At 72.7% G+C, this 20,506-nt stretch carries 20 protein-coding genes; 12 read left to right on the top strand and 8 right to left on the bottom strand.

The window, feature by feature from the left end; translation table 11 throughout:
* Positions 1-52: 52 nt before the first annotated feature.
* On the bottom strand, positions 53-781 hold the full coding sequence (locus tag AB0H21_RS23235) for a hypothetical protein (RefSeq protein WP_358519937.1): 729 nt from the start codon (positions 779-781) through the stop codon (positions 53-55).
* A gap of 163 nt (positions 782-944) precedes the next feature.
* Positions 945-1,703, bottom strand: a complete 759-nt coding sequence (locus AB0H21_RS23230; protein ID WP_358519935.1) for a Crp/Fnr family transcriptional regulator — start codon at positions 1,701-1,703, stop codon at positions 945-947.
* Positions 1,704-1,983: 280 nt separating this feature from the next.
* On the opposite strand from AB0H21_RS23230, the gene AB0H21_RS23225 reads away from it, so the two are divergent.
* Both AB0H21_RS23225 and AB0H21_RS23220 read left to right on the top strand, forming a co-directional pair.
* The gene (locus tag AB0H21_RS23225; RefSeq protein ID WP_358519933.1) at positions 1,984-2,871 is read left to right on the top strand and encodes a DMT family transporter; all 888 of its coding nucleotides are present in this window, start codon (positions 1,984-1,986) and stop codon (positions 2,869-2,871) included.
* On the top strand, positions 2,871-3,749 hold the full coding sequence (locus AB0H21_RS23220; protein WP_358519931.1) for a DMT family transporter: 879 nt from the start codon (positions 2,871-2,873) through the stop codon (positions 3,747-3,749). Before AB0H21_RS23225 ends, AB0H21_RS23220 begins: the two co-directional genes overlap by 1 nt.
* On the opposite strand, the gene AB0H21_RS23215 is transcribed toward AB0H21_RS23220, so the two are convergent.
* The gene (locus tag AB0H21_RS23215) at positions 3,668-4,855 is read right to left on the bottom strand and encodes a hypothetical protein (RefSeq protein ID WP_358519929.1); all 1,188 of its coding nucleotides are present in this window, start codon (positions 4,853-4,855) and stop codon (positions 3,668-3,670) included. The genes AB0H21_RS23220 and AB0H21_RS23215 overlap by 82 nt on opposite strands.
* A gap of 26 nt (positions 4,856-4,881) precedes the next feature.
* Here AB0H21_RS23215 and AB0H21_RS23210 point away from each other — a divergent pair, with 26 nt between their 5' ends.
* From AB0H21_RS23210 to hpnH, 8 genes are all read left to right on the top strand, one after another.
* The gene (locus tag AB0H21_RS23210; protein ID WP_358519928.1) at positions 4,882-5,658 is read left to right on the top strand and encodes a polysaccharide deacetylase family protein; all 777 of its coding nucleotides are present in this window, start codon (positions 4,882-4,884) and stop codon (positions 5,656-5,658) included.
* A gap of 187 nt (positions 5,659-5,845) precedes the next feature.
* The gene (gene hpnC, locus AB0H21_RS23205; RefSeq protein WP_358519925.1) at positions 5,846-6,745 is read left to right on the top strand and encodes a squalene synthase HpnC; all 900 of its coding nucleotides are present in this window, start codon (positions 5,846-5,848) and stop codon (positions 6,743-6,745) included.
* Between the two features lie 4 nt (positions 6,746-6,749).
* Positions 6,750-7,619, top strand: a complete 870-nt coding sequence (locus tag AB0H21_RS23200) for a squalene/phytoene synthase family protein (RefSeq protein WP_358519922.1) — start codon at positions 6,750-6,752, stop codon at positions 7,617-7,619.
* The gene (gene hpnE / locus AB0H21_RS23195) at positions 7,616-8,938 is read left to right on the top strand and encodes a hydroxysqualene dehydroxylase HpnE (protein ID WP_358519920.1); all 1,323 of its coding nucleotides are present in this window, start codon (positions 7,616-7,618) and stop codon (positions 8,936-8,938) included. Before AB0H21_RS23200 ends, hpnE begins: the two co-directional genes overlap by 4 nt.
* On the top strand, positions 8,935-9,960 hold the full coding sequence (locus AB0H21_RS23190; protein WP_358519918.1) for a polyprenyl synthetase family protein: 1,026 nt from the start codon (positions 8,935-8,937) through the stop codon (positions 9,958-9,960). Before hpnE ends, AB0H21_RS23190 begins: the two co-directional genes overlap by 4 nt.
* A gap of 13 nt (positions 9,961-9,973) precedes the next feature.
* On the top strand, positions 9,974-12,145 hold the full coding sequence (gene shc / locus AB0H21_RS23185; protein WP_358519915.1) for a squalene--hopene cyclase: 2,172 nt from the start codon (positions 9,974-9,976) through the stop codon (positions 12,143-12,145).
* Entirely contained in the window at positions 12,142-13,122 is a 981-nt protein-coding gene (locus AB0H21_RS23180; RefSeq protein ID WP_358519913.1) for a hypothetical protein, read from the top strand. The genes shc and AB0H21_RS23180 overlap by 4 nt, the downstream gene beginning before the upstream one ends.
* On the top strand, positions 13,119-14,123 hold the full coding sequence (gene hpnH, locus AB0H21_RS23175) for an adenosyl-hopene transferase HpnH (protein WP_358519911.1): 1,005 nt from the start codon (positions 13,119-13,121) through the stop codon (positions 14,121-14,123). The genes AB0H21_RS23180 and hpnH overlap by 4 nt, the downstream gene beginning before the upstream one ends.
* A 69-nt stretch (positions 14,124-14,192) precedes the next feature.
* Here the strand turns inward: hpnH and AB0H21_RS23170 are convergent, their stop codons facing one another.
* A complete protein-coding gene (locus tag AB0H21_RS23170; protein ID WP_358519908.1) occupies positions 14,193-14,930 on the bottom strand; it encodes an SDR family NAD(P)-dependent oxidoreductase in 738 nt (245 codons plus the stop codon).
* Positions 14,931-15,277: 347 nt separating this feature from the next.
* Between AB0H21_RS23170 and AB0H21_RS23165 the strand changes: the two genes are divergently transcribed.
* On the top strand, positions 15,278-15,553 hold the full coding sequence (locus tag AB0H21_RS23165; protein WP_358519906.1) for a hypothetical protein: 276 nt from the start codon (positions 15,278-15,280) through the stop codon (positions 15,551-15,553).
* A 16-nt stretch (positions 15,554-15,569) separates the two neighbouring features.
* Here AB0H21_RS23165 and AB0H21_RS23160 read toward each other — a convergent pair whose 3' ends face one another.
* The 4 genes from AB0H21_RS23160 to AB0H21_RS23145 all read right to left on the bottom strand — a co-directional run bounded on the left by AB0H21_RS23160 (position 15,570) and on the right by AB0H21_RS23145 (position 19,652).
* A complete protein-coding gene (locus AB0H21_RS23160; protein WP_358519904.1) occupies positions 15,570-16,622 on the bottom strand; it encodes a phosphotransferase in 1,053 nt (350 codons plus the stop codon).
* Positions 16,623-16,764: 142 nt separating this feature from the next.
* Positions 16,765-18,129 (bottom strand): hypothetical protein, encoded by a 1,365-nt coding sequence (locus AB0H21_RS23155; RefSeq protein ID WP_358519901.1) that lies wholly within the window; start codon positions 18,127-18,129, stop codon positions 16,765-16,767.
* Between the two features lie 36 nt (positions 18,130-18,165).
* Entirely contained in the window at positions 18,166-19,092 is a 927-nt protein-coding gene (locus AB0H21_RS23150) for a hypothetical protein (RefSeq protein WP_358519900.1), read from the bottom strand.
* A gap of 29 nt (positions 19,093-19,121) precedes the next feature.
* A complete protein-coding gene (locus AB0H21_RS23145; RefSeq protein WP_358519898.1) occupies positions 19,122-19,652 on the bottom strand; it encodes a hypothetical protein in 531 nt (176 codons plus the stop codon).
* Between the two features lie 202 nt (positions 19,653-19,854).
* On the opposite strand from AB0H21_RS23145, the gene AB0H21_RS23140 reads away from it, so the two are divergent.
* Positions 19,855-20,400, top strand: a complete 546-nt coding sequence (locus tag AB0H21_RS23140; protein WP_358519895.1) for an RICIN domain-containing protein — start codon at positions 19,855-19,857, stop codon at positions 20,398-20,400.
* The last annotated feature ends 106 nt before the right edge of the window (positions 20,401-20,506 follow it).

The raw sequence follows: 20,506 nt of genomic DNA, 5'->3' as shown, positions 1-20,506 counted from the left end.
CGTAAGGCTGATCGTTTTCCCGTGTCACCCGTGTTCCCGCTTATTCTTCGTGTTAATTGATCACGCCGAAGTTGGCCTTGTTCAGCCGTATCCGCTCGTTGAAGTTGTTGATCACAGACGCGTTTTGAGCGACGGAGGGGGCCGTCTTCTCCCCGGCCTCCTCGCCCGCCTTGGGATCCGTGAGGGCGGCCAGCCGGCGCACGTCGACATCCGGCGACCAGACCCAGGCCTCGCCCTGGAACTCCTTCTCATGGACGGCCACGCGGAGGAATGTGTCGATCTCGTGTGAGGTGTGGCCCTGGCGGATCGTCTCGTCGAAGACCCGGTTGGAGACGATGAGCACGAGGTTCATCTCCGGGGCCTCCTTCAGCGCCCGCTTCAGCGGCTTCCAGTCGAGGAGTCGGCTCACCTGTACGACGGCGTGACCGCCGAGCCCGTTGGGGGCCGGGTACACGACGCCGAAATGCACTGCCACCCGCAGGCGCAGCTTCTCGTCGACGGGGAGGCCGGCGTTGCGCTCGCCCAGCTCGGCAGCGAGGCGCCGTACGTAGCCGTCGACGACCGCGGACTCCGGCTCGGTGGGCGGGAGGACGACCAGTTCTCCGTCTCCGGCCGGGTGCCTCTCCCATCCATCCCGGTGCAGGCCGGTCGCTGCGGCCGCACGGTCATGTGTCGCGATGAACCCAACTTGCAGTTCTTCGCGTATTTTGTCGGATCTACTGCCGTAGTCCGCCGTATCGCTGGAAACAAGCAGCTTGCGGGTGTGTTTGTCGTTGCCCATAGAGCTTCCCGCCTCTCTTGCCCGACTTTCGGCCACTGACAAGCTAGCGGCGCGACGCCGTTCGTTTGCGGGAGCTAGGCAAGATCTGCTTGGAAATGCCACAGTAATAGGGGATCTGGGCCTAGAAACAGGGAACCTTATCCGCTTATGTGAGGATCTATCCTCAGGACGCACGTCCTGGATAGCCGCGGAGCCTCTCGGCATCCGTGAGAATCACCCGGCGGTAACGCGTGATGATCAGACCGGCGTCCTTGAACTCGCGCATCGCCTTGCCGACGGCGGCCTCGCCCGCGCCGACCAGCCGTCCCAGTTCGTGCTGGGCCAGGGACACCCCGACGTCCCTGCCCTCGGGCACGACGTGGCCGTGGCGGTCGGCGAGGTCCACGAGCACCCGCGCCAGGCGGAAGGGGACGTCGTATCCGATCATGTCCAACCGGCGCCGGTCGGCCCACTCCAGGCGGTCGGCGATGGTGGCCGCGAGCGCGGACGCGAGCGAAGGAAGCGTGCCGAGCAGTGCCAGGAACGCGTCCGAGGGAATCCGGTAGACCAGAGTGCGCGCGCACAGGGTCACGGTCGCGGATCTCGTCGCCCGCCGGAGCACGGCCATCTCCCCGATGAGGTCGCCGCTCACCATGATCCCAAGCAGAGCCTCGGGCCTGCCGCCCCTGCCATTGATGGTGTGTGCGTCGTCGAGGCGGACCGTGACCTTGGCGCAAATGCCCCTGCGCGGTTCCTGGAGCAGGTAGACGTACTTCGGATCGGTTTCGCCCTGGCGGATCAGCACGTCGCCCGGGGGCTGATAACGCCAGGTCGCCAGCCCGAGCAGCTTCATCTGAGCGTCCTCGTCCAGGCCGGCCATCATGCTCCCGGCCGACCACGGACGTTTCCGCCTGCGGCGGGTCTGCGCTCCGTCAGATGGCATGGGCCGCTCCTCGCAGAGACTCCGTCGAAAACGACGGTAACAATCACAGGATTTCGCCGCATGCGGCGTGGCGGAATCCGGCACGTGGAGCGGTGCCGCTCGCAGGCGAGGCCGGCGAGGAAAGGCCGTCGTCCACGCCATGGGGACGGAGCCGCCCTGCGGCCCCTCGCCGGGAGAGGACGACGGGCCGGGCCGACCATGGCGCTGCCGGGGCCCGGGGATCGCATAATCTGACCAGGTCAGATGGGTCTTCACGGGGCCGTCGAGGGGGGAGCCGCGCATGGTCATCGGGCTTTCCCTGGCCGCGGCCTGTCTGCTGGGCCTGGGCTTCGTCGCCCAGCAGCACGCCGCGTACCGCGAGCCCCTGAGCCAGATACTGCACCCGCGCCTGCTCCTGGACCTCATCCACATGCCCCTGTGGCTGGCGGGCATCGGCCTGATGTTCTGCGGGCAGATCCTCAGCGCGATCGCGCTCGGGCAGGCGAGCGTCGCGGCGGTCGAGCCGCTCCTGGCGACGAGCCTGTTGTTCGCCCTGGTCGCGGCGCACATGATCTACCAGCAGCACTTCTCCTGGGTCGAATGGCTCGGCGCGGTGCTGGTGAGCGGCGGCGTGGCACTCTTCCTGGCCTTCGGGGAGCCGCGTCAGGCGCGGGGGCACGACCTCCCCGATCCGGGCTCACCACGCTGGCTCGCGATGCTCCTGGCGGTCGGGCTCACGGCCGTCCTCGTGGTGATCGCGCTCCGGGTGTCCCTCCAGGTCAAGGCCATGCTCCTGGCCGCCGCGGCGGGCGTGTTGTACGGGATGCAGGACGTCCTGACGCACAGCACGTTGATCACCCTGGACAACGGCGTGGGCGCGGTCGCGCAGACCTGGCAGCCGTACATCGTGCCGTGCGTGGCCATCGTGGGGCTTCTGCTCAACCAGAGCGCGTTCGACGCCGCGCCGCTGCGGGTCTCGCTGCCGGCCACCACCGCCACCGAGCCGGTGATCGGCATCCTGCTCGGCATCGTGATCTTCGCGGAGCGTCTGCATGTCGCTCCGGGTGCGCTGGCGGCCGAGGTCGCCGGTCTGACGGCGATGGTGACCGGCATCCTGCTGCTCGGGCGGTCTCCCTTCCTGGCCAAGCGGGAGAACGGCGCACTCCAGCGGCAGGCCGGGGAGCGGTGATGTTGCCGGTCATCCTGGCGCTCTGCGCCGCCGCGAGCAATGCGTTCGCCTCCGTGCTCCAGCGTCGCGCGGCGCGCACGGTGCCCGCGCAGAAGGCGTTCCGGCTGTCGCTGTTCCTCGCGCTTATCCGTCAGCCGGTCTGGCTGGCCGGAATCGGCGCGCTGATCGCGGGGTTCGCCTTCCAGGCCGCCGCGCTGGCCTTCGGGGCGCTGGCGCTCGTCCAGCCGACCCTCGTCATCGAGCTGCCGTTCACGATGGTCCTCATCTCGTGGATGTTCGGCATCAAGCTCGACCGCCGCTCGTGGGCGGCGGTCGGGGTGATGACCGCCGGGCTCGCGACGTTCCTCGCCAGCGCCGCGCCCGGACCTGGCCGCCATCCGCCCACCTCCGCGCTCTGGCTGATGGCGGGCGTCGTCACGGTAGGCACCATGATCGGGCTGGTGGCCGTGGCCCGGCTCCTCTTGACCGGCGCGGGCCGGGCCGCGGTGCTGGGCGTCGCGGCCGGCATCGGGTTCGCCTTCACCGCGACGTTCATGAAAGAGAGCACGTCCATCTTCGAGTCCGACCCGGGCGCCCTGGTCACCTCGTGGGAGCCGTACGCGATGGTGCTCGCGGGGTTGCTCAGCCTGTTCCTGCTGCAGAACGCGCTGCAGAGCGGGCCCCTGGTGGCGGCGCAGCCGGCGCTGACGATCAGCGACCCGGTGGCGAGCATTCTCTACGGCACCCTGCTGTTCGGCGAGTACGTGCGCACGGGGCCGTGGATCATCCTGGAGGCCGCCGGCATCGGGCTGATCATCTACGGGAGCTGTCTGCTGTCCAAGTCGCCGCCGATCCGGGCGCACGCGCGCGCGTCGTCCGCGGCGCGGGAGCGCGCCTGACCGGCGTGCCGGGCTTGCTGTCTGGCAGGGGGGTCGGGCGGGGCGCCGATCAGGGTCTCGGCGGGCGGCGACGCGAACAGGGCCGCGGCGCGGGCGACCTGGCGGGCGCGGTGCCCGTCGTCCGCCAGCCGGTCGAGCGCGCGCAGCAGGTCCGCGCCGCGCCGGGCGTGGACGGTCACCCCGGCCCGCGCCATCGCCCGCACGCCGTCGCGGCCGTGACCGGCGATGGGACGGTAGGAGATCACGGGAAGTCCCGCGGCGAAGGCCTCCTCGCAGGTCAGCCCGGCTCCGTTGTCCACCAGCGCGTACGCCGCCGCCATGAGCGCGGGCACGTCGTCACGCCACCCGAGGGCCGGCCCGTCCCCGGCGGCCTCGAGGCGGCGGCGCAGGGCGGCGTTGCGCCCGCACAGGACGACCGGCGTGTACCGCCCGGACCGCGCGAGGACGCGCGCCGCCCGCGCCACCGGCCCCACCCCCCACGACCCCGCGGAGATCAGCACCAGCCGGTCCCCGGGACGCGCGCCGATGCGGGCGCGCGCCGCGGCGCCGCCGTCCGGGCGCGTGAACGCGGGCCGCACCACCGGGGCGCAGGGGACGGCGGGGCGGCCGGTCGCGGCCGTGATCGGGCCGGTCAGCGCCGGGTTCGGGCAGAGGTGGCGGTCGTTGCCCGGGTGCAGCCACATCCGGTGCACGGCGAAGTCGGTCACCAGGACCGTGCTGCGCGTCCGCAGCCGCCCCCGCTCGCGCAGCCGCCCGGTCGCCTGGGCGGCCAGGTGGAACGTCGAGACGACCTCGTCGTACCGGTGCAGGCCGGGCAGGCGGCCCAAGCACGCGGCCGTCAGGACGGTCAGCGGCGAGGCGGACGGCGCCCGTTTGGCGATGAAGAAGACCTGGTAGATGACGTCATAGAGCCAGGGCGCCCGCGTGATCACCCACTGGTACCCCCGGCGCAGCAGCGATCCCAGCCCGAGGGGGAGGAGCTGGAGGACATCAACGATCTCCGCCTCGGCGCCGTCCTCGACGAGCCGCCGGGCCAGCTCCGCGGCGACCCCGTCGTGGCCCGCGCCCATGCCCGCGCTCAGGATCAGCACCCGCCGCCTGGTCACGGTCCCTCACCACCGCGGGCCGTCCGGTGATCCGCCTGGCGCTCGCGGGGACGGCCGCGGGGCTGGCCGCCGTGCACGCCGGACCCGCCGCGACCTGGCTGCCCGGCGTGCGGCGGCTGCTCCCCGGGCTCGCGGGGGTGGGCAGGCCCGGCCACGTCGCGCTGACCTTCGACGACGGCCCAGACCCGGCCTCCACGCCGCACTTCCTCGACGAACTGCGGCGGCTCGGCTGCCGGGCCACGTTCTTCGTGCTCGGGGAGATGCTCGAACGCCACCCGGAGGTCGGCCGCCGCGTCGTCGCGGAGGGTCACGAGCTCGGCGTGCACGGCTGGCGGCACGACAACGCCCTCGGCATGCGGCCGGGCCGCGCGGCCAAAGAGATCGGCGCCGCGTGCGACCTGGTCCACGCGGTCACCGGCGTCCGTCCTGCCTGGTACCGGCCGCCCTACGGCGTGCTCAGCGCCGAGACGCTGGTCGCGGCCCGCGCGCGGGGCCTGCGCCCGGTGCTGTGGACGGCGTGGGGCCGGGACTGGACGGCCACGGCGACCCCCGCGTCCGTGCTGGCCGCCCTGGCGCCCGGCCTGCGCGGCGGCGCCACCCTGCTGCTGCACGACTCCGACCACACCTCCGCCCCCGGCTCCTGGCGGGCGGCGCTCGGCGCGCTGCCCGCGCTGGTCGGCCGCTGCCGATCCCTGGGGCTGCGCGCGGGGCCGCTGCGCGAGCACGGCGTCGCCCGGGCCGGGCGGCGTGCCCCGGACCCGGAGGTACGGCGATGGGCTCGTCACGGCCGCGCTCCTCGATGACGGCGTCGAAATGAACGTCTCCGGCGGCCGGTACCGGTAAAGGCGCGATCGCGCCAATGCTCGCCATGATGGCGGGCGGCGGAACTCACGGCCGCCTTTACCGGCGGAGCGGGCCCGTCCCGGCAATCCGCAAATTCATCGTCGAGGGAACGCAATAGGTGCCTGTGAGCAGGTCGTTCCTCGTTTGATGGCGTCTGCGGGTGGAAATTCCGTACCGGTGTCATCGCGGCAGGACGGCAAATACGACGTCGTACCCAGGGCCACCGGTGAAAATTTTCCGGTGGCCTTACGGTTATTGCCGCGCGCGTATCGTGACCACCTTCTCGCGGTTTACGGATTCGCACGTTTCGTCGACGACATCGGTGACGAGGCAAAGCCGGGCGATCGGATGTGGCTGCTCGACCTCGTCGACGCCGACCTCGACCGCCTGTACGCCGGGACGGCCCCCTGCCTGTCCGCCGTCCAGGCGCTCGCGCCCACCGTCGAGGCGTGCGAGGTCCCGGCCGAGCCGTTCCGCAAGCTGGTGACGGCCAACCGCCGCGACCAGACCGTCATCCGGTACGAGACCTTCGACGACCTGCTCGCCTACTGCGAGCTGTCGGCCAACCCCGTCGGGCACATCGTGCTGCGCGTCTTCGGCCAGGCGAGCGCGGAGCGGCTGCCGCCGTCCGACCGGGTGTGCACGGCGCTGCAGGTCGTCGAGCACTGCCAGGACGTCGGCGAGGACCACCGGCGGGGCCGCGTCTACCTGCCCGCCAAGGACCTGCACGACTTCGGCTGCGCCGAGGACGACCTGGCGGCGGCCACGACGTCGCCGGCGCTGCGCCAGGTGGTGGCCCTGCAGACGGCACGGGCCGCGCGGCTGCTGGAGGAGGGCCGCCCGCTCGTCGCGACGCTCACCGGGCACGCGCGCCGGGCCGTCGCGGGCTACGTCGCCGGGGGCCTCGCCACGGTCGCCGCGCTGGAGCGGTCCGCGTACGACGTCCTCGGCAGGGCCGTGCGCCCGCGCCGCGGCCGGTGGCTTGCGTCCTGGCTGCGGCTTCTGGCGACCGGCGTTCCGGCCCCGACCACTAGCGAAGGGAGGTGAACGGGTGACCGTCGCTCTCGCGTACCGCCGCTGCGAGCGGATCGTCCGCACCCAGGCGAGGAACTTCTCCTACGGCATCCGGCTGCTGCCCGCCCCCAAGCGCCGTGCGCTCAGCGCCGTGTACGCCTTCGCCCGCAGGATCGACGACATCGGCGACGCCGGCGGCCCGGCCGCCGAACGGCTCGCCCGCCTCGCCGAGGCCCGCGCGGCGATCCGGCCACCCCATCCGGCCGTCGAGCCGGACCCAGGTGATCTGGTCCTGGTCGCCCTGCGCGACGCGGCCCGCCGCTACCCCATCCCGCTCGGCGCCTTCGAGGAACTGGTCGACGGGTGCGCCGCCGACGTGCGCGGGGCCGCGTACGAGAGCTTCGACGACCTGCTCGCCTACTGCCGGTGCGTCGCCGGATCGGTCGGGCGGCTGTCCCTCGGCGTCTTCGGGGCGCGCGACCCCGGTGTGGCGGCGCCGCTCGCCGACGCCCTCGGCGTGGCGCTGCAGATCACCAACATCCTGCGCGACGTGCGTGAGGACCGGCTCGCCGGGCGCGTCTACCTCCCCGCCGAGGACATCGAACGCTTCGGCTGCACGCTCACCCTGGACTCCTCCGGGGCGTTCGCCGACCCGCCGCACCGCCTGGCGAAGCTGATCCGGTACGAGGCCGAGCGGGCCCGCGAGTGGTACCAGCGCGGCATGCGGCTGCTGCCCATGCTGGACCGGCGCAGCGCCGCCTGCACCGCGGCGATGGCCGGCATCTACCGCAGCCTGCTCGAACGCATCGCCGCCGAGCCCGAGCGGGCGATGGCCGCCAGGTCGTCGCTGCCCTCCTGGGAGAAGGCGATGGTCGCCGCGCGCGCCCTCGCGGGAGCCGGACGATGAGCGCCGCGCCCGTCGCGATCGTCGGCGGCGGCCTCGCGGGCATCGCCGCCGCGGTCGCCCTCGCCGAGGCGGGCCTGCCGGTGACGGTGTACGAGGCCCGGCCGCGGCTCGGCGGCGCCACCCACTCGTTCCGGCGCGACGGCCTGACCGTGGACAACGGCCAGCACGTGTTCCTGCGCTGCTGCACGGCCTACCGGGGCCTGCTCGACCGGATCGCCGCCCCCGGCCAGGTGCGCGTGCAGGACCGGTTCGACGTGCGCGTCCTCACCCCGGCGGGACGGGCGGGACGCCTGCGCCGCGCCGCGCTGCCCGGCCCCTTCCACATGATGCCCACGATCGCGGCGTACTCGCTGCTCGGCCCCGCCGACCGGCTACGCGCCGTCCGCGCGTCCGCCGCCCTGACCCGGCTCGACCCCTCCGACCCCGCGCTCGACCGGGTGGCCCTCGGCACCTGGCTGGCCGCGCACGGGCAGCGCGCCCCCGCCCGCGAGGCCCTGTGGGAACTGTTCACGGTGGCGGCGCTGAACGTCCCGAGCGGCGAGGCGGCCCTCGGGCCCGCGGCCAAGGTGTTCCAGACGGCGCTGCTCGGCCGCGCCGACGCCGCCGACATCGGGATCCCGGCCGTGCCACTCGGCGTCCTGCACGGCACCGGGGCCCTGGCCGCGATCCGGCGGCGCGGCGGCGAGGTGCGCCTGTCGGCGAAGGTGACGGCCGTCGAGCGCGGCCCGGCGATCATCGTGGACGGCGCGCGGGTCGCCGCGCCCGCGGTCATCGTGGCCACGCCGCACGAGCAGGCCGCCCGGATCACCCCGCGCGACGCCGCGCCCGACAGGGACCGCTGGAGCGGCCTCGGGGCCGAGCCGATCGTCAACGTGCACGCCATCTTCGACCGGCCGGTCACCGCCCTGCCGTTCGCCGCCGTCGTGGGCTCGCCCGTGCAGTGGGTGTTCGACAAGACCCACGTCGCCGGGCTGGACCGGGGCCAGTACCTCACCGTCTCGGTGTCCGCCGCGAGCCGCTGGATCGACATGCCCGTCGCCAAGCTCCAGGCCGAGTTCGTCCCCGCGCTCGAACAGCTCTTCCCCACGCGGGCGCGGCTCATGGACTTCTTCGTCACCAAGGAGCGGCGCGCCACCTTCCGCCAGAGCCCTGGCAGCGGCGCGCTCCGTCCGAGGGCCGCCACCCGGTGGCCCGGCCTGTACCTCGCCGGCGCGTGGACGAACACGGGCTGGCCCGACACCATGGAGGGCGCCGTGCGCAGCGGACTGGAGGCGGCCCGCCTCGTAAGGCGGCATCTTCGGCAAGGAATTCCCACGTGAGCCCGGTCGTCCCGGCGGCGGTGGAGGCCGCCCGCGAGATCGTCGACCCGGTGATGCGCGAGGCCGTCGCGCGGCTGGACCCGATCACCGCGCGCGTCGCCGCCTACCACCTCGGCTGGGCCGACGCCGCCGGGCAGGCCGTCGCGCACGGCGGGAAGGCCCTGCGTCCCGCGCTCGCCGTGCTGTCGGCGCGGGCCGCGCGCGGCGGCCCTGACGTGGGTGCCGACGCGGGTGCGGTGGCGGGCGCCGCGGTGGAGCTGGTGCACGCGTTCTCGCTGCTCCACGACGACATCATGGACGGCGACCGGGTGCGCAGGCACCGCCCCGCCGCGTGGACGGTGTTCGGCCGGTCCGAGGCGATCCTCGCGGGCGACGCCCTGCTGGCGCTGGCCGGGGAACTCCTGATCGAGCGCGGCACGCCCGGCTTCGTGGACGCGGCGCGGGCGCTCGCCCGCACCACCCGCGGGCTGATCGCCGGCCAGGGGCTCGACCTGGAGTTCGAACGGCGCGACGACGTGACGCTCGAGGAATGCCTGCGGATGTCGGCGCGCAAGACCGGCGACCTGCTGGCGTGCGCCTGCTCCATCGGCGCCACGGCCGCCGGGGGGCCGGGGCCGCTGGCGTCATCGCTGGCGGCGTTCGGCATGGAGGCGGGCGTGGCCTTCCAGCTCGCCGACGACCTGCTCGGCATCTGGGGCAGCCCCGAGGCGACCGGCAAACCCGTCCTGTCCGACCTGCGCGCCCGCAAGAAGAGCCTGCCCGTCGTCGCCGCCCTGACCAGCGGGACGGCGGCCGGCGAACGCCTCGCCCGGCTCCTCGCGTTGCCCGGACCGCCGGCCGAACCCGACCTGCGCGACGCCGCGCGCCTGGTCGAAGAGGCAGGCGGCCGGGACTGGGCCGAAACCGAGGCCAAACACCGGCTCGACGCCGCCGGACTGCACCTCGACGCCGTGGACATGCCCGCCGACGTGCGCGCGGACTTCCTCGACATCGTCCTCTCCCTCGCCGCCCGGGACCGCTGACATGACGGCCTACATGACGACGGTCGACGTCCATCTGCCCGCCTCCAGCGCCGGGCTGGCCCTCGGCGCCGCCTGCGACCACCTGATCCGCCTGCGCTCGCCGGAGGGCTGGTGGAAGGGCGAGCTCCAGACCAACGTGACCATGGACGCCGAGGACCTGCTGCTGCGCGAGTTCCTCGGCATCCGCACCGAGAGGGACACCGCGGACGCGGCGCGGTGGATCCGCTCCGAGCAGCGCGACGACGGCACGTGGGCCAACTTCCACGGCGGGCCCGCCGACCTGTCCACCACCGTCGAGGCCTACGTCGCGCTGCGCCTCGCCGGGGACCCCGTGGACGCCGCGCACATGCGCGCGGCCGCCGCGTACGTCCTGCGCGCCGGAGGGATCGAGGCGACCCGGGTCTTCACCCGCATCTGGCTGGCCCTGTTCGGCCGGTGGCGCTGGGAGGACCTGCCCGTGATGCCGCCCGAACTGATCTACCTGCCGTCCTGGGCGCCGCTCAACGTGTACGACTGGGCGTGCTGGGCCCGGCAGACGATCGTCCCGCTCACGATCGTCAGCGCCCACCGGCCCGTGCGCCCGCTGCCGTTCCGGCTGGACGAACTGCGCACCGGACGGCCCGTGCCCCGGCGCTCGGGCCTCGGCTGGGAGGGCGTGTTCGGCGGGCTCGACCGGCTCCTGCACCGATACCAACACAGGCCCGTCCGCCGGGTACGGGAGGCCGCGCTGCGGCGCGCCGCCGAATGGATCGTGGCGCGCCAGGAACTCGACGGCTCCTGGGGCGGCATCCAGCCGCCATGGGTGTACTCGCTGATCGCGCTCCACCTGGCCGGATACCACCTCGACCACCCCGTCATGCGCCGCGGCATCGAAGGGCTCGACCGGTTCACGATCCGGGACGCGCGGGGGCGCAGGCTGGAAGCGTGCCAGTCCCCGGTATGGGACACCGCCCTCGCCGTCAACGCCCTCCTCGACGCGGGCGTGCCCGCCGACGACCCTGTCATCGCCAAGGCCGCCGACTGGCTCATCGGCGAGGAGGTCCAGGGCCCCGGCGACTGGGCCGTACGCCGTCCCCACCTGCCGCCCGGCGGCTGGGCGTTCGAGTTCGACAACGACGGCTACCCCGACACCGACGACACCGCCGAGGTCGTCCTCGCGCTGCGCCGCACCCGCCGACCCGGCGCGCGGCCGGCGATCGACCGCGCCGTGCGCTGGATGGAGGGCATGGCCTCGCGCGACGGAGGCTTCGCCGCCTTCGACGCCGACAACACCCGCACACTCTGCACCAGGCTGCCGTTCTGCGACTTCGGCGCGGTCATCGACCCGCCGTCCGCCGACGTCACCGCCCACGTCGTCGAGGCGCTCGCGCACGAACGGCCCGCCGGATCCGCCACCCTGCGACGGGCCGTCGTCTGGCTGCTGAAGGCGCAGGAGCCGGACGGCTCCTGGTTCGGGCGGTGGGGCGCCAACCACGTGTACGGCACCGGCGCCGTCGTCCCCGCCCTGGTCGCGGCAGGTGTACGGCCGGAGAGCGCCTGCGTGCGGCGGGCCGTCGCCTGGCTGCGCCACCACCAGAACGACGACGGCGGGTGGGGCGAGGACCTGCGCTCGTACAACGACCCGGCGTGGATCGGGCGCGGCGAATCGACCGCGTCGCAGACGGCGTGGGCGCTGCTGGCCCTGCTCGCCGCCGGGGAGCGCTCGGAGGAGGTCGACCGGGGCGTGCGGTGGCTGGTCGAACACCAGCGCCCGGACGGCACGTGGGACGAACCGTACTTCACCGGCACGGGCTTTCCCGGCGACTTCTACATCAACTACCACCTCTACCGGCTGGTCTTCCCGATCAGCGCCCTCGGCCGCTACCTCCACGCCCGCGAAACCGACGCCGCGGCCCGCGCAACCGCCACAGGCGTCCCCGTCCGCGAGGGCGACACGGTGATCATCCGCCCGGCGGACGCGGCGACGCCCGCCCACGCCAGCGATGGGAGAGCCGTTACTCCGGAAGAGGCGACGGCCGTTGGGGCGGACGACGGTGCGGTCGCCGTTCGTCCCGGGGAGGCGACGGCCGTTCTCGCGGGCGATGGGGCTGCCGTTCGTCCGGAAGATGTGCCGACGGCTGTTGGGCCGGACGAGGATCTGGCCGTCGGTCGTCCAGGAGAGGCGGCACGGGAGCGGGCGTCGTGACCCGGCTGCTGGTCTGCGCGGCCCTCGGCGTCGAGGCGAGGGCGCTGCGCCGCGGCCTGGCCACCGTGGATCTCCCGCGTGGCCTGGCCGAGGTACGCGTGGTCAGGACCGGGGCCGGGCCACGGCGAGCCGCCCGCGCGGCGAGCACGCTGCCGCCGTACGACGCGCTGGCCGTGGCGGGGTTCGGCGGCGCGGTCGATCCGTCCCTGCGGCCTGGGGACGTGGTGGTGGCCTCGGAGGTCCGCTTCGGTGACCGCGCGTACCCTTGCCCGTCCGCGCCGCTGCTGGCGTCTGAGCTGGCCCGCGACGGGCTGCGTACGCACGTCGGACCCCTTCTGACCTGCGACCACGTGGTCCGGGAGGCCGAGCGCCCGCGCCTGGCCAGGCTCGGGGCGCTCGCCGTCGACATGGAGACCGGCCCGCTGGCCGAGGCGGCTTATGGGGATCCGCCGGCCGCGGCGGCGCACGGGGATCCGTCGGCCGAGAGTGTGCACGGGGATCCGCCGGCCGAGACCGTGCATGGGGATCCGCCGGCCGAGGCGGCGCGCAGCCGTCCGATCGCGGCCGTGCGTGTGATCGTCGACGCTCCCGGGAAACCCCTGCTCGGCCTCGCCGTCGTCCGCGCCGGCCTGACCGCCCGCCGCGTCCTGCGCCGCGTCGCCCCGGCCCTCGCCCGCTGGGCCTCCTCCGCAGCCCCGCCCGATGCCTACCCGTCCCCCGCACACCTGCCCGACACGGCCCCGTCCACCACCGCCTTGTCCGATACGGCGCCGTTCACCGCCACCCCGTGCAACGCCACCGCGTGCAACGCGGCCCCGTCTGACGCTCACCCGTGCGCTCCTCTCCTGTGCGACGGGGCCTCGTCCGACACGGCCCCGCCCGCAGATTTCCCCCGCCGGAACACGCCCCCAGCGCTTCGGCCGACCCGCGCCGAGGACACCGTCCGGTTCCCACCTCCCGGGGAGGTGCTGTTATGACGATCCCGGTTCGTCAGAGCCTTCGCGTCGGCGGCTACATCCTGCGCCAGAAGCTGCGCGGCCGCGACAAGTTCCCGCTGCTGGTCGAGCTGGAGCCGCTGTTCGCCTGCAACCTGGCCTGCGCCGGCTGCGGCAAGATCCAGCACCCCGCAGGCGTCCTGAAACGCCGCATGCCCGTCGAGCAGGCCGTCGCCGCCATCGAGGAGTGCGGTGCGCCGATGGTGTCGATCGCGGGCGGGGAGCCGCTCATGCACCCGCAGATCGCCGAGATCGTCCGGCGGCTCGTCGCCCGCAGGAAGTACGTCTACCTGTGCACCAACGCGCTGCTCATCCCCAAGAAGATCGACCAGTTCACGCCATCGCGGTACTTCGCGTGGACCGTCCACATCGACGGCCTGCGGGAACGCCACGACGCGTCCGTGTGCAAGGAAGGCGTGTTCGACGAGGCGGTCGCCGCCGTGCGCGAGTGCCGCAGGCGCGGCTTCCGCGTCACCACCAACACGACCTTCTACAGCGGGGACTCTCCGCAGACCGTCATCGACGTCCTCAACTACCTCAACGACGAGCTACGCGTGGACCAGATGATGATCTCCCCGGCCTACGCCTACGAGAAGGCCCCCGACCAGGAGCACTTCCTCGGGGTCCGGGAGATCCGCGACCTGTTCAGGAAGGCGTTCGCGGGCGGCAACCGCCGCAGATGGCGGTTCAACCACTCGCCCCTCTTCCTGGACTTCCTGGAAGGGAAGATCGACTTCCCGTGCACGGCCTGGGCGATCCCGTCGTACTCGCTGTACGGCTGGCAGCGGCCGTGCTACCTGATGGCCGACGGGTACGCGCGGACGTACCAGGACCTGGTCGAGAAGACCGCGTGGGACTCCTACGGGCGGGGGCGCGACCCGCGCTGCGAGAACTGCATGGCCCACTGCGGCTACGAACCGACCGCCATCTTCGCCACCCTGAGCTCCCTGAGGGAATCCCTCCGCGCCATCCGCACCCACTGACAGAGATGATGTAGGTGAGCACCTCCCGCCCCAGGCCGGAGCATCCCTCCGCGCCGGATCCGGGGCCGGTCATCCGAAGCGCCGGGCGAGCGTGCGGAACAGGCCGGGCGCCGAGCCGCGTAGTCGTGCCGGGACCCGCAGCCAGACCGGAACGTATGATTCGGCCCGCCCGCGTTCGACCGCCGCCAGGACGCATCGGGCCGCCCGCTCCGGTGTGATCGGCGCGGGCCAGGTCCGGTCGTAGGGTGCCCCTCGCCTGTGGAAGAAGGGCGTGTCCACCACGCCTGGAAGCACCACCGACACCCCGATACCCGGGACCTGCCGCACCTCGTCCCGCAGCGCCTCCGCGAACACGAGAAGCCCCGCCTTCGCCGCGGAGTACACCGCCTCGCGCCCTACCCCGATCGCCCCCGCGATCGACGCCACGAACACCAGGTGCCCCCGTCCCGTCTCGATCATGTGGGGCAGCACCAGCCGGGTCAGGTGCATCGGCGCCGTCAGGTTGACCGCCACCAGTTCGTCCAGCGTGTCCGGCGGCATGTCCGTGAACGACCCCGCCCACCCCGTGCCGGCGTTACTGACCAGCACATCGACCTTCCCCGCTTGCTCGGCCAGCAGCTCCGGGTCCTTCGTGACGTCGCCGACCACGGCCCGTCCCCCGGTCCGCGCGGCGACAGCCTCCAACCGCGCAGGATCCCGCCCCACCAACACCAACTCGGCCCCCGCCGCCGCCATCACGCTCGCGGTAGCCGCCCCAATGCCCGACGAGGCCCCCGTAACCAGCACCCGAGCCCCATCCAGCCGCATAACCGCAGGCTAACCCCATACCCGCGCCCCTCCGAGGACCAGAGGACGCACGGCGTGCCTCTCACCGGCACCGATCGTCCAACAGGTAACGACCTCTCCTCGGAAGAAGGATGAGGCTGCGGCCGGAAATAGGTCCTCACTCCGGGCCTTGGCGGCCCTCCGGCTCGGGCTGTTCTCCCCAGGGTCTCCCGCCCCCCAAACGAGGGGCTCCGCCCCTCGCGCTCCCCGGCGGCGCGAACCCGTTGAGCATGAAACATCACAGCTGCCGGGCGGGCGGTTCTCCCGCCCGTACGCTCAGGCCATCAGGTCGAGGAAGTCTCGGACAATGGCGGCACCGGCTGCTGCTCGTGCCCTCAACGGTCGAAGACGCCTACCCCCGCGTCATCGTGGAGGCCGGCCTCGCCGGGCTGCCGACCCTCGGATCCGCACGGGGCGGCATCCCCGAGGCGATCGCGGACCCCGCCCTCGTCGCCCCGCCAGACGATCCCGCCGCATGGATGGCCCTCATTGACAGCCTGACCCCGGAGCGGCTCGCCGGCGCCGGGCAGGCGGCGTGGCGCCGCGCCGTCCCCATGACCCGGCGGTGCCTTCCGGAACTGGCCGCGGCGGGCGTTCTCCCATGAGCGGCCCGCCCCTTAGTCAGCGGCGGGCGGTGAAGGCCACCGTGACCTGGTCGCGGCGGGGGGTCCACCAGTGCAACAGCCGCTCACCGGAGACCCACAGCTCGTCAGGGCCGTGGTCGCCTTTGTCATAGTGCCACTGCAGCTGCCAGAAGTCGCTCGCGCGTTTCCACCACAGCCGCCTGACCGCATCCGCGAGGTCGCCGTCGTCGAGCGGCACCACCGCCCGGTACCCGGCGGTGAACGCCGCGACCAGGACCAGGTCCAGCCGCCCGTCGCTCGTGGTGAACTGCACCTGTGCCGTGCGGACGACCTCCTCGCCATAGGGGCGGACGGCGAGCCGATCCCAGTCGAGGATCGCGCTGACGTGGTCGTTGTCCCACAGGAGATTGAGCGGCTGGAAGTCGCCGTGAGTCCACCCCACCGGCCCGGCAGGGACCTCGTCACCGGGCCGATCATCGGCGTGGGCGACCAAGAGTTCCTTGCGCTGTTCCAAGGCGCGGGCGGCGGCGCGGTCGAATGTCTGAGGCTCATCCAGGGCGGCGATCAGCTGGAGGAACCGTTCGGCTTCGGCCGCGGCCGTCTCCGGGGTGGTCACCCTCGCCTGCGGCCGTCCAGCCGGAGACTCCAGCCCTGTGCGACTGGCGGCTAGGGCCTGGTGGGTCCACCCGAGCAGCCGACCAAGCTCGGCGGCCTCCTCGGCGGTCAAGCTCGAACCCTCACGGTGGACGCCGTGCGCCCAAGGTAGTAAGCAGTAGGCGCGCTCGTCGACCTCCAGCACCGAGTCTCCATGCGGCGTCAGGTGCGGCGAGCACACGGGCAGGCCGTCGGCCGCAAGGGCCCGCAGGACGTCCAGACTGCGGCGGGCTTTCGGCACCGGCACATCGACGAGCTCCTTGAGCGCGAACACTCCCTGCTGGGTCTCGACCCGCCAGTTACGGTTCATCATCCCCGAGGGCAGGTACGACACCGAGGACGCCTGTCCCAGGCCGAATCCTTGCATGACGTCGGCGAGCCGGCTGCCGGCAATGCCGCCACGCCCTGCTTTACCGGCGTCTGCTGGTTCACTCACCCCAGGATGCTATGCGACACCCTCGGAGCTGTCCGGGTCTTCGCCCCCAAGCCAGCCCTCGCCTGAAATCGGGGAGGTGGCTGCTATCGAGGAACCTCCGGCGTCTCCGTCGGCGCCGGAGGTTCCTCAGACCATCCGGGTCCTAACGGATGGCGCCCGCGGGGTCGCCGGCGGCGACCGGGGTTGGGGAGGATGGGCGGTCGGATTGGCAGCGGAGTTTCTCGGCCGGGGTCATCGGGCCGGTGCGCTGGTAGACGCGGTCGGAGAGCGTCGTCGCGGCGTAGTCCAGCACGGTGTACAGCCGCCACTCGAAGTTCGGGTCCGCGGCGGGCGGGGTCTGGGTGAACCAGCCCTCGGTTCGCTGGCGGCCCGCCTGGGTCTCGATCCAGGACGCCTCCGACGGCTGGACCACCTCGGTGACGTTGCGCGTGTTCGTCGTGGTCCAGTCGGGAGAGGTTCCCGTCCCGGCCGAGAACTGCTGGGCCATGTTGCTCACGGTGGTCCCGCCACCGGGCAGACCCGCGTTCGCGGGCAGGTCGCCGTAGGAGCGCCCGGCGAACGTGACCGGGCGGGCCCGCTTCAGGACGTTGCGCGTGCAGTTGATGTAGGTGTCGCTGTTGACCTGCGCGGGCTCGTAGTAGGAGTACGAGTAGTCCTTGTCCGGGGTGAACGCGCATCTGCCGGCCCCGCCGGCGCAGTAGTTCACCGCGTCGGCCACCGGCCTGCTGTCGTTGCCGTAGAACGCCAGCGACGACGGCAGGGCGGTCTTCGGGATGGTCTTGTCGACCGGCGGCGGGACCTGCGTCGCCCGGACGGAGGCGATCAGGGGGCCGCAGTATCCGTTGGCGTTGGCAGAGTTGGGCACCTGCGAGGTGAACGTCAGCAGCGGTTCGTACTCGCTCGCGGTGAACGTGTAGGTCTGCCCGGCGCGCCAGACGCCCTTGCCGAGCGTGTTGGCCTTCTTGTCCGGGTCGGGGGCGGTGGTCCGCGTGCTGACGGCGCCGCCCGCCCCTTCGACGGTGTACGACTGTCCGTCGGCGACGGAGGCCGGGGTGCAGTTCGTCGCGATGCCGGGGCTGTCGTCGAAGGTGACGGAGACCTGCGCGCCGGGGCGCACGCCGCGCAGCCGCTGCTTGAAGGCGTAGTTGGGCAGGGGGTAGCGCAGCATGACGGCGGTCTTGCCGGCCGGGTGCCCGGAGTTCGCGCCAGAGTAACGCGCGACGCCGGAACCCGTGCCGGATCCGTTGGTCGAGCCCACCGACCAGCCCTGCACAGCCGCCCAGTTGGGCTCGTTTCCGGTGATGGGGGGCTGGGTGAACTCGCCGTTGATGACGTTGACCTGCACGGGCGCGTACGCGGTGTCCGGTGCGCTTCCCGCGTGCGCGGGGGCTGCGGCGGCGGCCAGCCCCAGGCAGAGGGAGGCGGCGACGCCGGACGTCCGGACGGCGGCGGGCCAGGCGCGGGTATCGCGGACGTGGCCTATGTGACGTATGTACGGTCTCTTCACGATGATCTCCACGGGGTGAGTGCTCGGGCGGGCCGGTCAGGGACGTTCGGCGGTGAACACCACGTGCTCCTTCGGCCGCGAGCCCGGCGGCACCGCGGCGAGTGGTGTCAGCAGTCCCCCGTCCCGGGCGACGGGCGCCAGCCGTCCCGGGTCGCCGGCGAGCCGCTTGGCGGTGTCGTCCGCGGCGGTCTTGCCCTGGGGACGCAGGCGCTGGCACGTCCCGCCCGGCGCGGTGTAGGTGTCGGCCACGAAGGAGCTGGTGTTGACGCTGGACGGGCCGTCGACGACGACGTTGCGCACCTGGAGGCCGCCCACGGTGATCGTCCCGGCGACCCGCTGCATGGCCGAGCTCGCGCCGAACGTGAGGACGTCGCCGGACTGCACGGTCACGTCGTAGCTGGTGGACTCGGTCTGCTCGGTGGTCCAGGTGCGCTGGTACTGCAACCGGAACGCCCCCTCGAAGGCGCCCTTGACGCCGAGCGCGCCCGCGAGCTTGCCGCTGCCGTTCGCGCCGGCCTTGGCCCCGACCGTGGCGGACGGGCCCTGCTGCTTGTTCGGCGTGTCGAAGCTGCCGCTGCCCTCCGCGGTCACCCCGGCGGTGACCTCGCCGGACGCGTTGATCGTCCCCTCCGCGGAGATCTTGCCGGTGATCTCGCCCCCGAGATTGTCCGAGCTGCTGGTGCGCAACGTGACCTGGCGGGTCACCTTGATGGGGTCGATGGTGCAGTTGATGACCGCGTTCCCGAGGGACTTGACGGCGCTGCGGAACTCGCCGGACGCGTCCGCGTCGATGGCGAACCTGCAGCCTTCCGGGTGTTCGGCGCATTTCTTGATGGCCTTGTCCGGTGAGGCGAGCGGCTTGTCGCCGTCGAACGCGCGTGCGGTGGGCACCTCGGGCAGCGGCGTGGCGGACGCGGCGGCCGGAACGAGCGCGACCAACGCGGCGGCGGGAAGCAGGGACATTCGGCCGATACGGGACCTCTTCGTGATCATCACTTCATCAGCTCGCAGATGCCGGTCAGCAGGGCGGGATCTCCCTGGAACAGAGGGGTCAGGTCGGCGGCGAAGGCGCCGCACGTCCCGGCGACGGCCGTCGCGGCGTTGTCCGAGGGCGCGGGCTTGAACTCGCTCAGCGCCCGCCTGGTGTCGTCCAGCCCCTTCTGCTGCTCGGCGCCGTCCCCGATGAGGTTCGTCATGCAGCCCTTGGACTCGCTGGAGTCCGGAGCACACTTCTCGGCCTTCTGCTTCGCCTCGGCGATGTCCTTCTTGGCGTCCTCGCCGGCCTTCTTGGCCTCCTGGCGCCCGGACTCGACGCCGCCCCGCTCCTCTGCCGGAGCGCCGCAGGGCTTCGGCTCCCCGCCGGGACAGGGCTGCTCCTCGGGAGGCGGATCGACGGCCAGGACGGCGTGGGCCGGCATCTGGACGGGCGTGCCGGCCTCCGCGGACGCCGTGCCCGCCGGGCCGAGGCCGCAGACGGCGGCGACGGCGGCCGTCGACACGAGCGTGACCAAACGACCGGTCAAACGAATTCTGCGCATGTCCTTCTTTCGGCTTGGAGTGGATCGATCGGTGGCATCGGAAAGACGCATGCACAAGGTAGTGATCTCGACGCGTAGAGTCATGATCGCCACGCCCGGCCGTGTCGCGCGGCGTCAATCGCCACTACGTTCCGTGACTTCGTGCTAATAAAGGGCTGCTGATCTTCCGGCCGCTCCAGGGGGTTCGATGTCTCTCGTTCGTGCAGGTCAGGGCCTGGTCGTCGCCGCCGCTCTCGTCGCGGGGCCGTTCACGGCGGCCTCGGCGGCCTACGCGGGGACAGTCGCCGGGCCCGAGGCCCGCGCCGCCAAGTTGTCCGCGACGCTGGTGGCCCGGCACAGCGGCAAGTGCCTGGACGTGGCGGGTGTGAGCACCGACGACGGCGCGAACGTCCACCAGTGGACCTGCATCAACGGGCAGGCCAACCAGGAGTGGACCTTCGTGGCGACCGGCGGTGGCTACTACAACCTGCGCGCGTCCCACAGCGGGAAGTGCCTGGACGTGGCCGGGGTCAGCGGCGACGACGGCGCCAACGTCCATCAATGGACGTGCATCGACGGGCAGCGCAACCAGGAGTGGCGGCTCGTTCAGAAGGACAACGGCTACTTCTCGCTCGTCGCCCGGCACAGCGGCAAGTGCCTGGACGTGGCGGGCGTCAGCACCGACCAAGGGGCCAACGTCCACCAGTGGACCTGCATCAACGGGCAGCGCAACCAGGAGTGGCGGCTCGCCTGAACCGGCCGCCGGGCGGCGGAGCGGGGAGGTCGCGAGGGTCGGTGCCTGCCTTCCAGGCTCGGTACTTGGCGGGCAGGCAGGTCGCGCACGGGCGGAAGCTGGCGGC

It is taken from the genome of Sphaerisporangium sp. NPDC051011, assembly GCF_040653595.1.
In the GTDB taxonomy this organism is placed as follows: Bacteria; Actinomycetota; Actinomycetes; order Streptosporangiales; family Streptosporangiaceae; genus Sphaerisporangium.
This window is presented reverse-complemented; position numbering and strand designations above follow the sequence as displayed.

What these genes read in the sequence shown, in the direction of transcription:
- AB0H21_RS23235 (WP_358519937.1), bottom strand. Translation starts at nt 781, where the DNA reads ATGGGCAACGACAAACACACCCGCAAGCTGCTTGTTTCCAGCGATACG.
- AB0H21_RS23150 (WP_358519900.1), bottom strand. Translation starts at nt 19,092, where the DNA reads ATGTCCCTGCTTCCCGCCGCCGCGTTGGTCGCGCTCGTTCCGGCCGCC.
- AB0H21_RS23225 (WP_358519933.1), top strand. Translation starts at nt 1,984, where the DNA reads ATGGTCATCGGGCTTTCCCTGGCCGCGGCCTGTCTGCTGGGCCTGGGC.
- hpnH (WP_358519911.1), top strand. Translation starts at nt 13,119, where the DNA reads ATGACGATCCCGGTTCGTCAGAGCCTTCGCGTCGGCGGCTACATCCTG.
- AB0H21_RS23170 (WP_358519908.1), bottom strand. Translation starts at nt 14,930, where the DNA reads ATGCGGCTGGATGGGGCTCGGGTGCTGGTTACGGGGGCCTCGTCGGGC.
- hpnC (WP_358519925.1), top strand. Translation starts at nt 5,846, where the DNA reads ATGGCGTCTGCGGGTGGAAATTCCGTACCGGTGTCATCGCGGCAGGAC.
- AB0H21_RS23230 (WP_358519935.1), bottom strand. Translation starts at nt 1,703, where the DNA reads ATGCCATCTGACGGAGCGCAGACCCGCCGCAGGCGGAAACGTCCGTGG.
- AB0H21_RS23140 (WP_358519895.1), top strand. Translation starts at nt 19,855, where the DNA reads ATGTCTCTCGTTCGTGCAGGTCAGGGCCTGGTCGTCGCCGCCGCTCTC.
- shc (WP_358519915.1), top strand. Translation starts at nt 9,974, where the DNA reads ATGACGACGGTCGACGTCCATCTGCCCGCCTCCAGCGCCGGGCTGGCC.
- hpnE (WP_358519920.1), top strand. Translation starts at nt 7,616, where the DNA reads ATGAGCGCCGCGCCCGTCGCGATCGTCGGCGGCGGCCTCGCGGGCATC.
- AB0H21_RS23220 (WP_358519931.1), top strand. Translation starts at nt 2,871, where the DNA reads ATGTTGCCGGTCATCCTGGCGCTCTGCGCCGCCGCGAGCAATGCGTTC.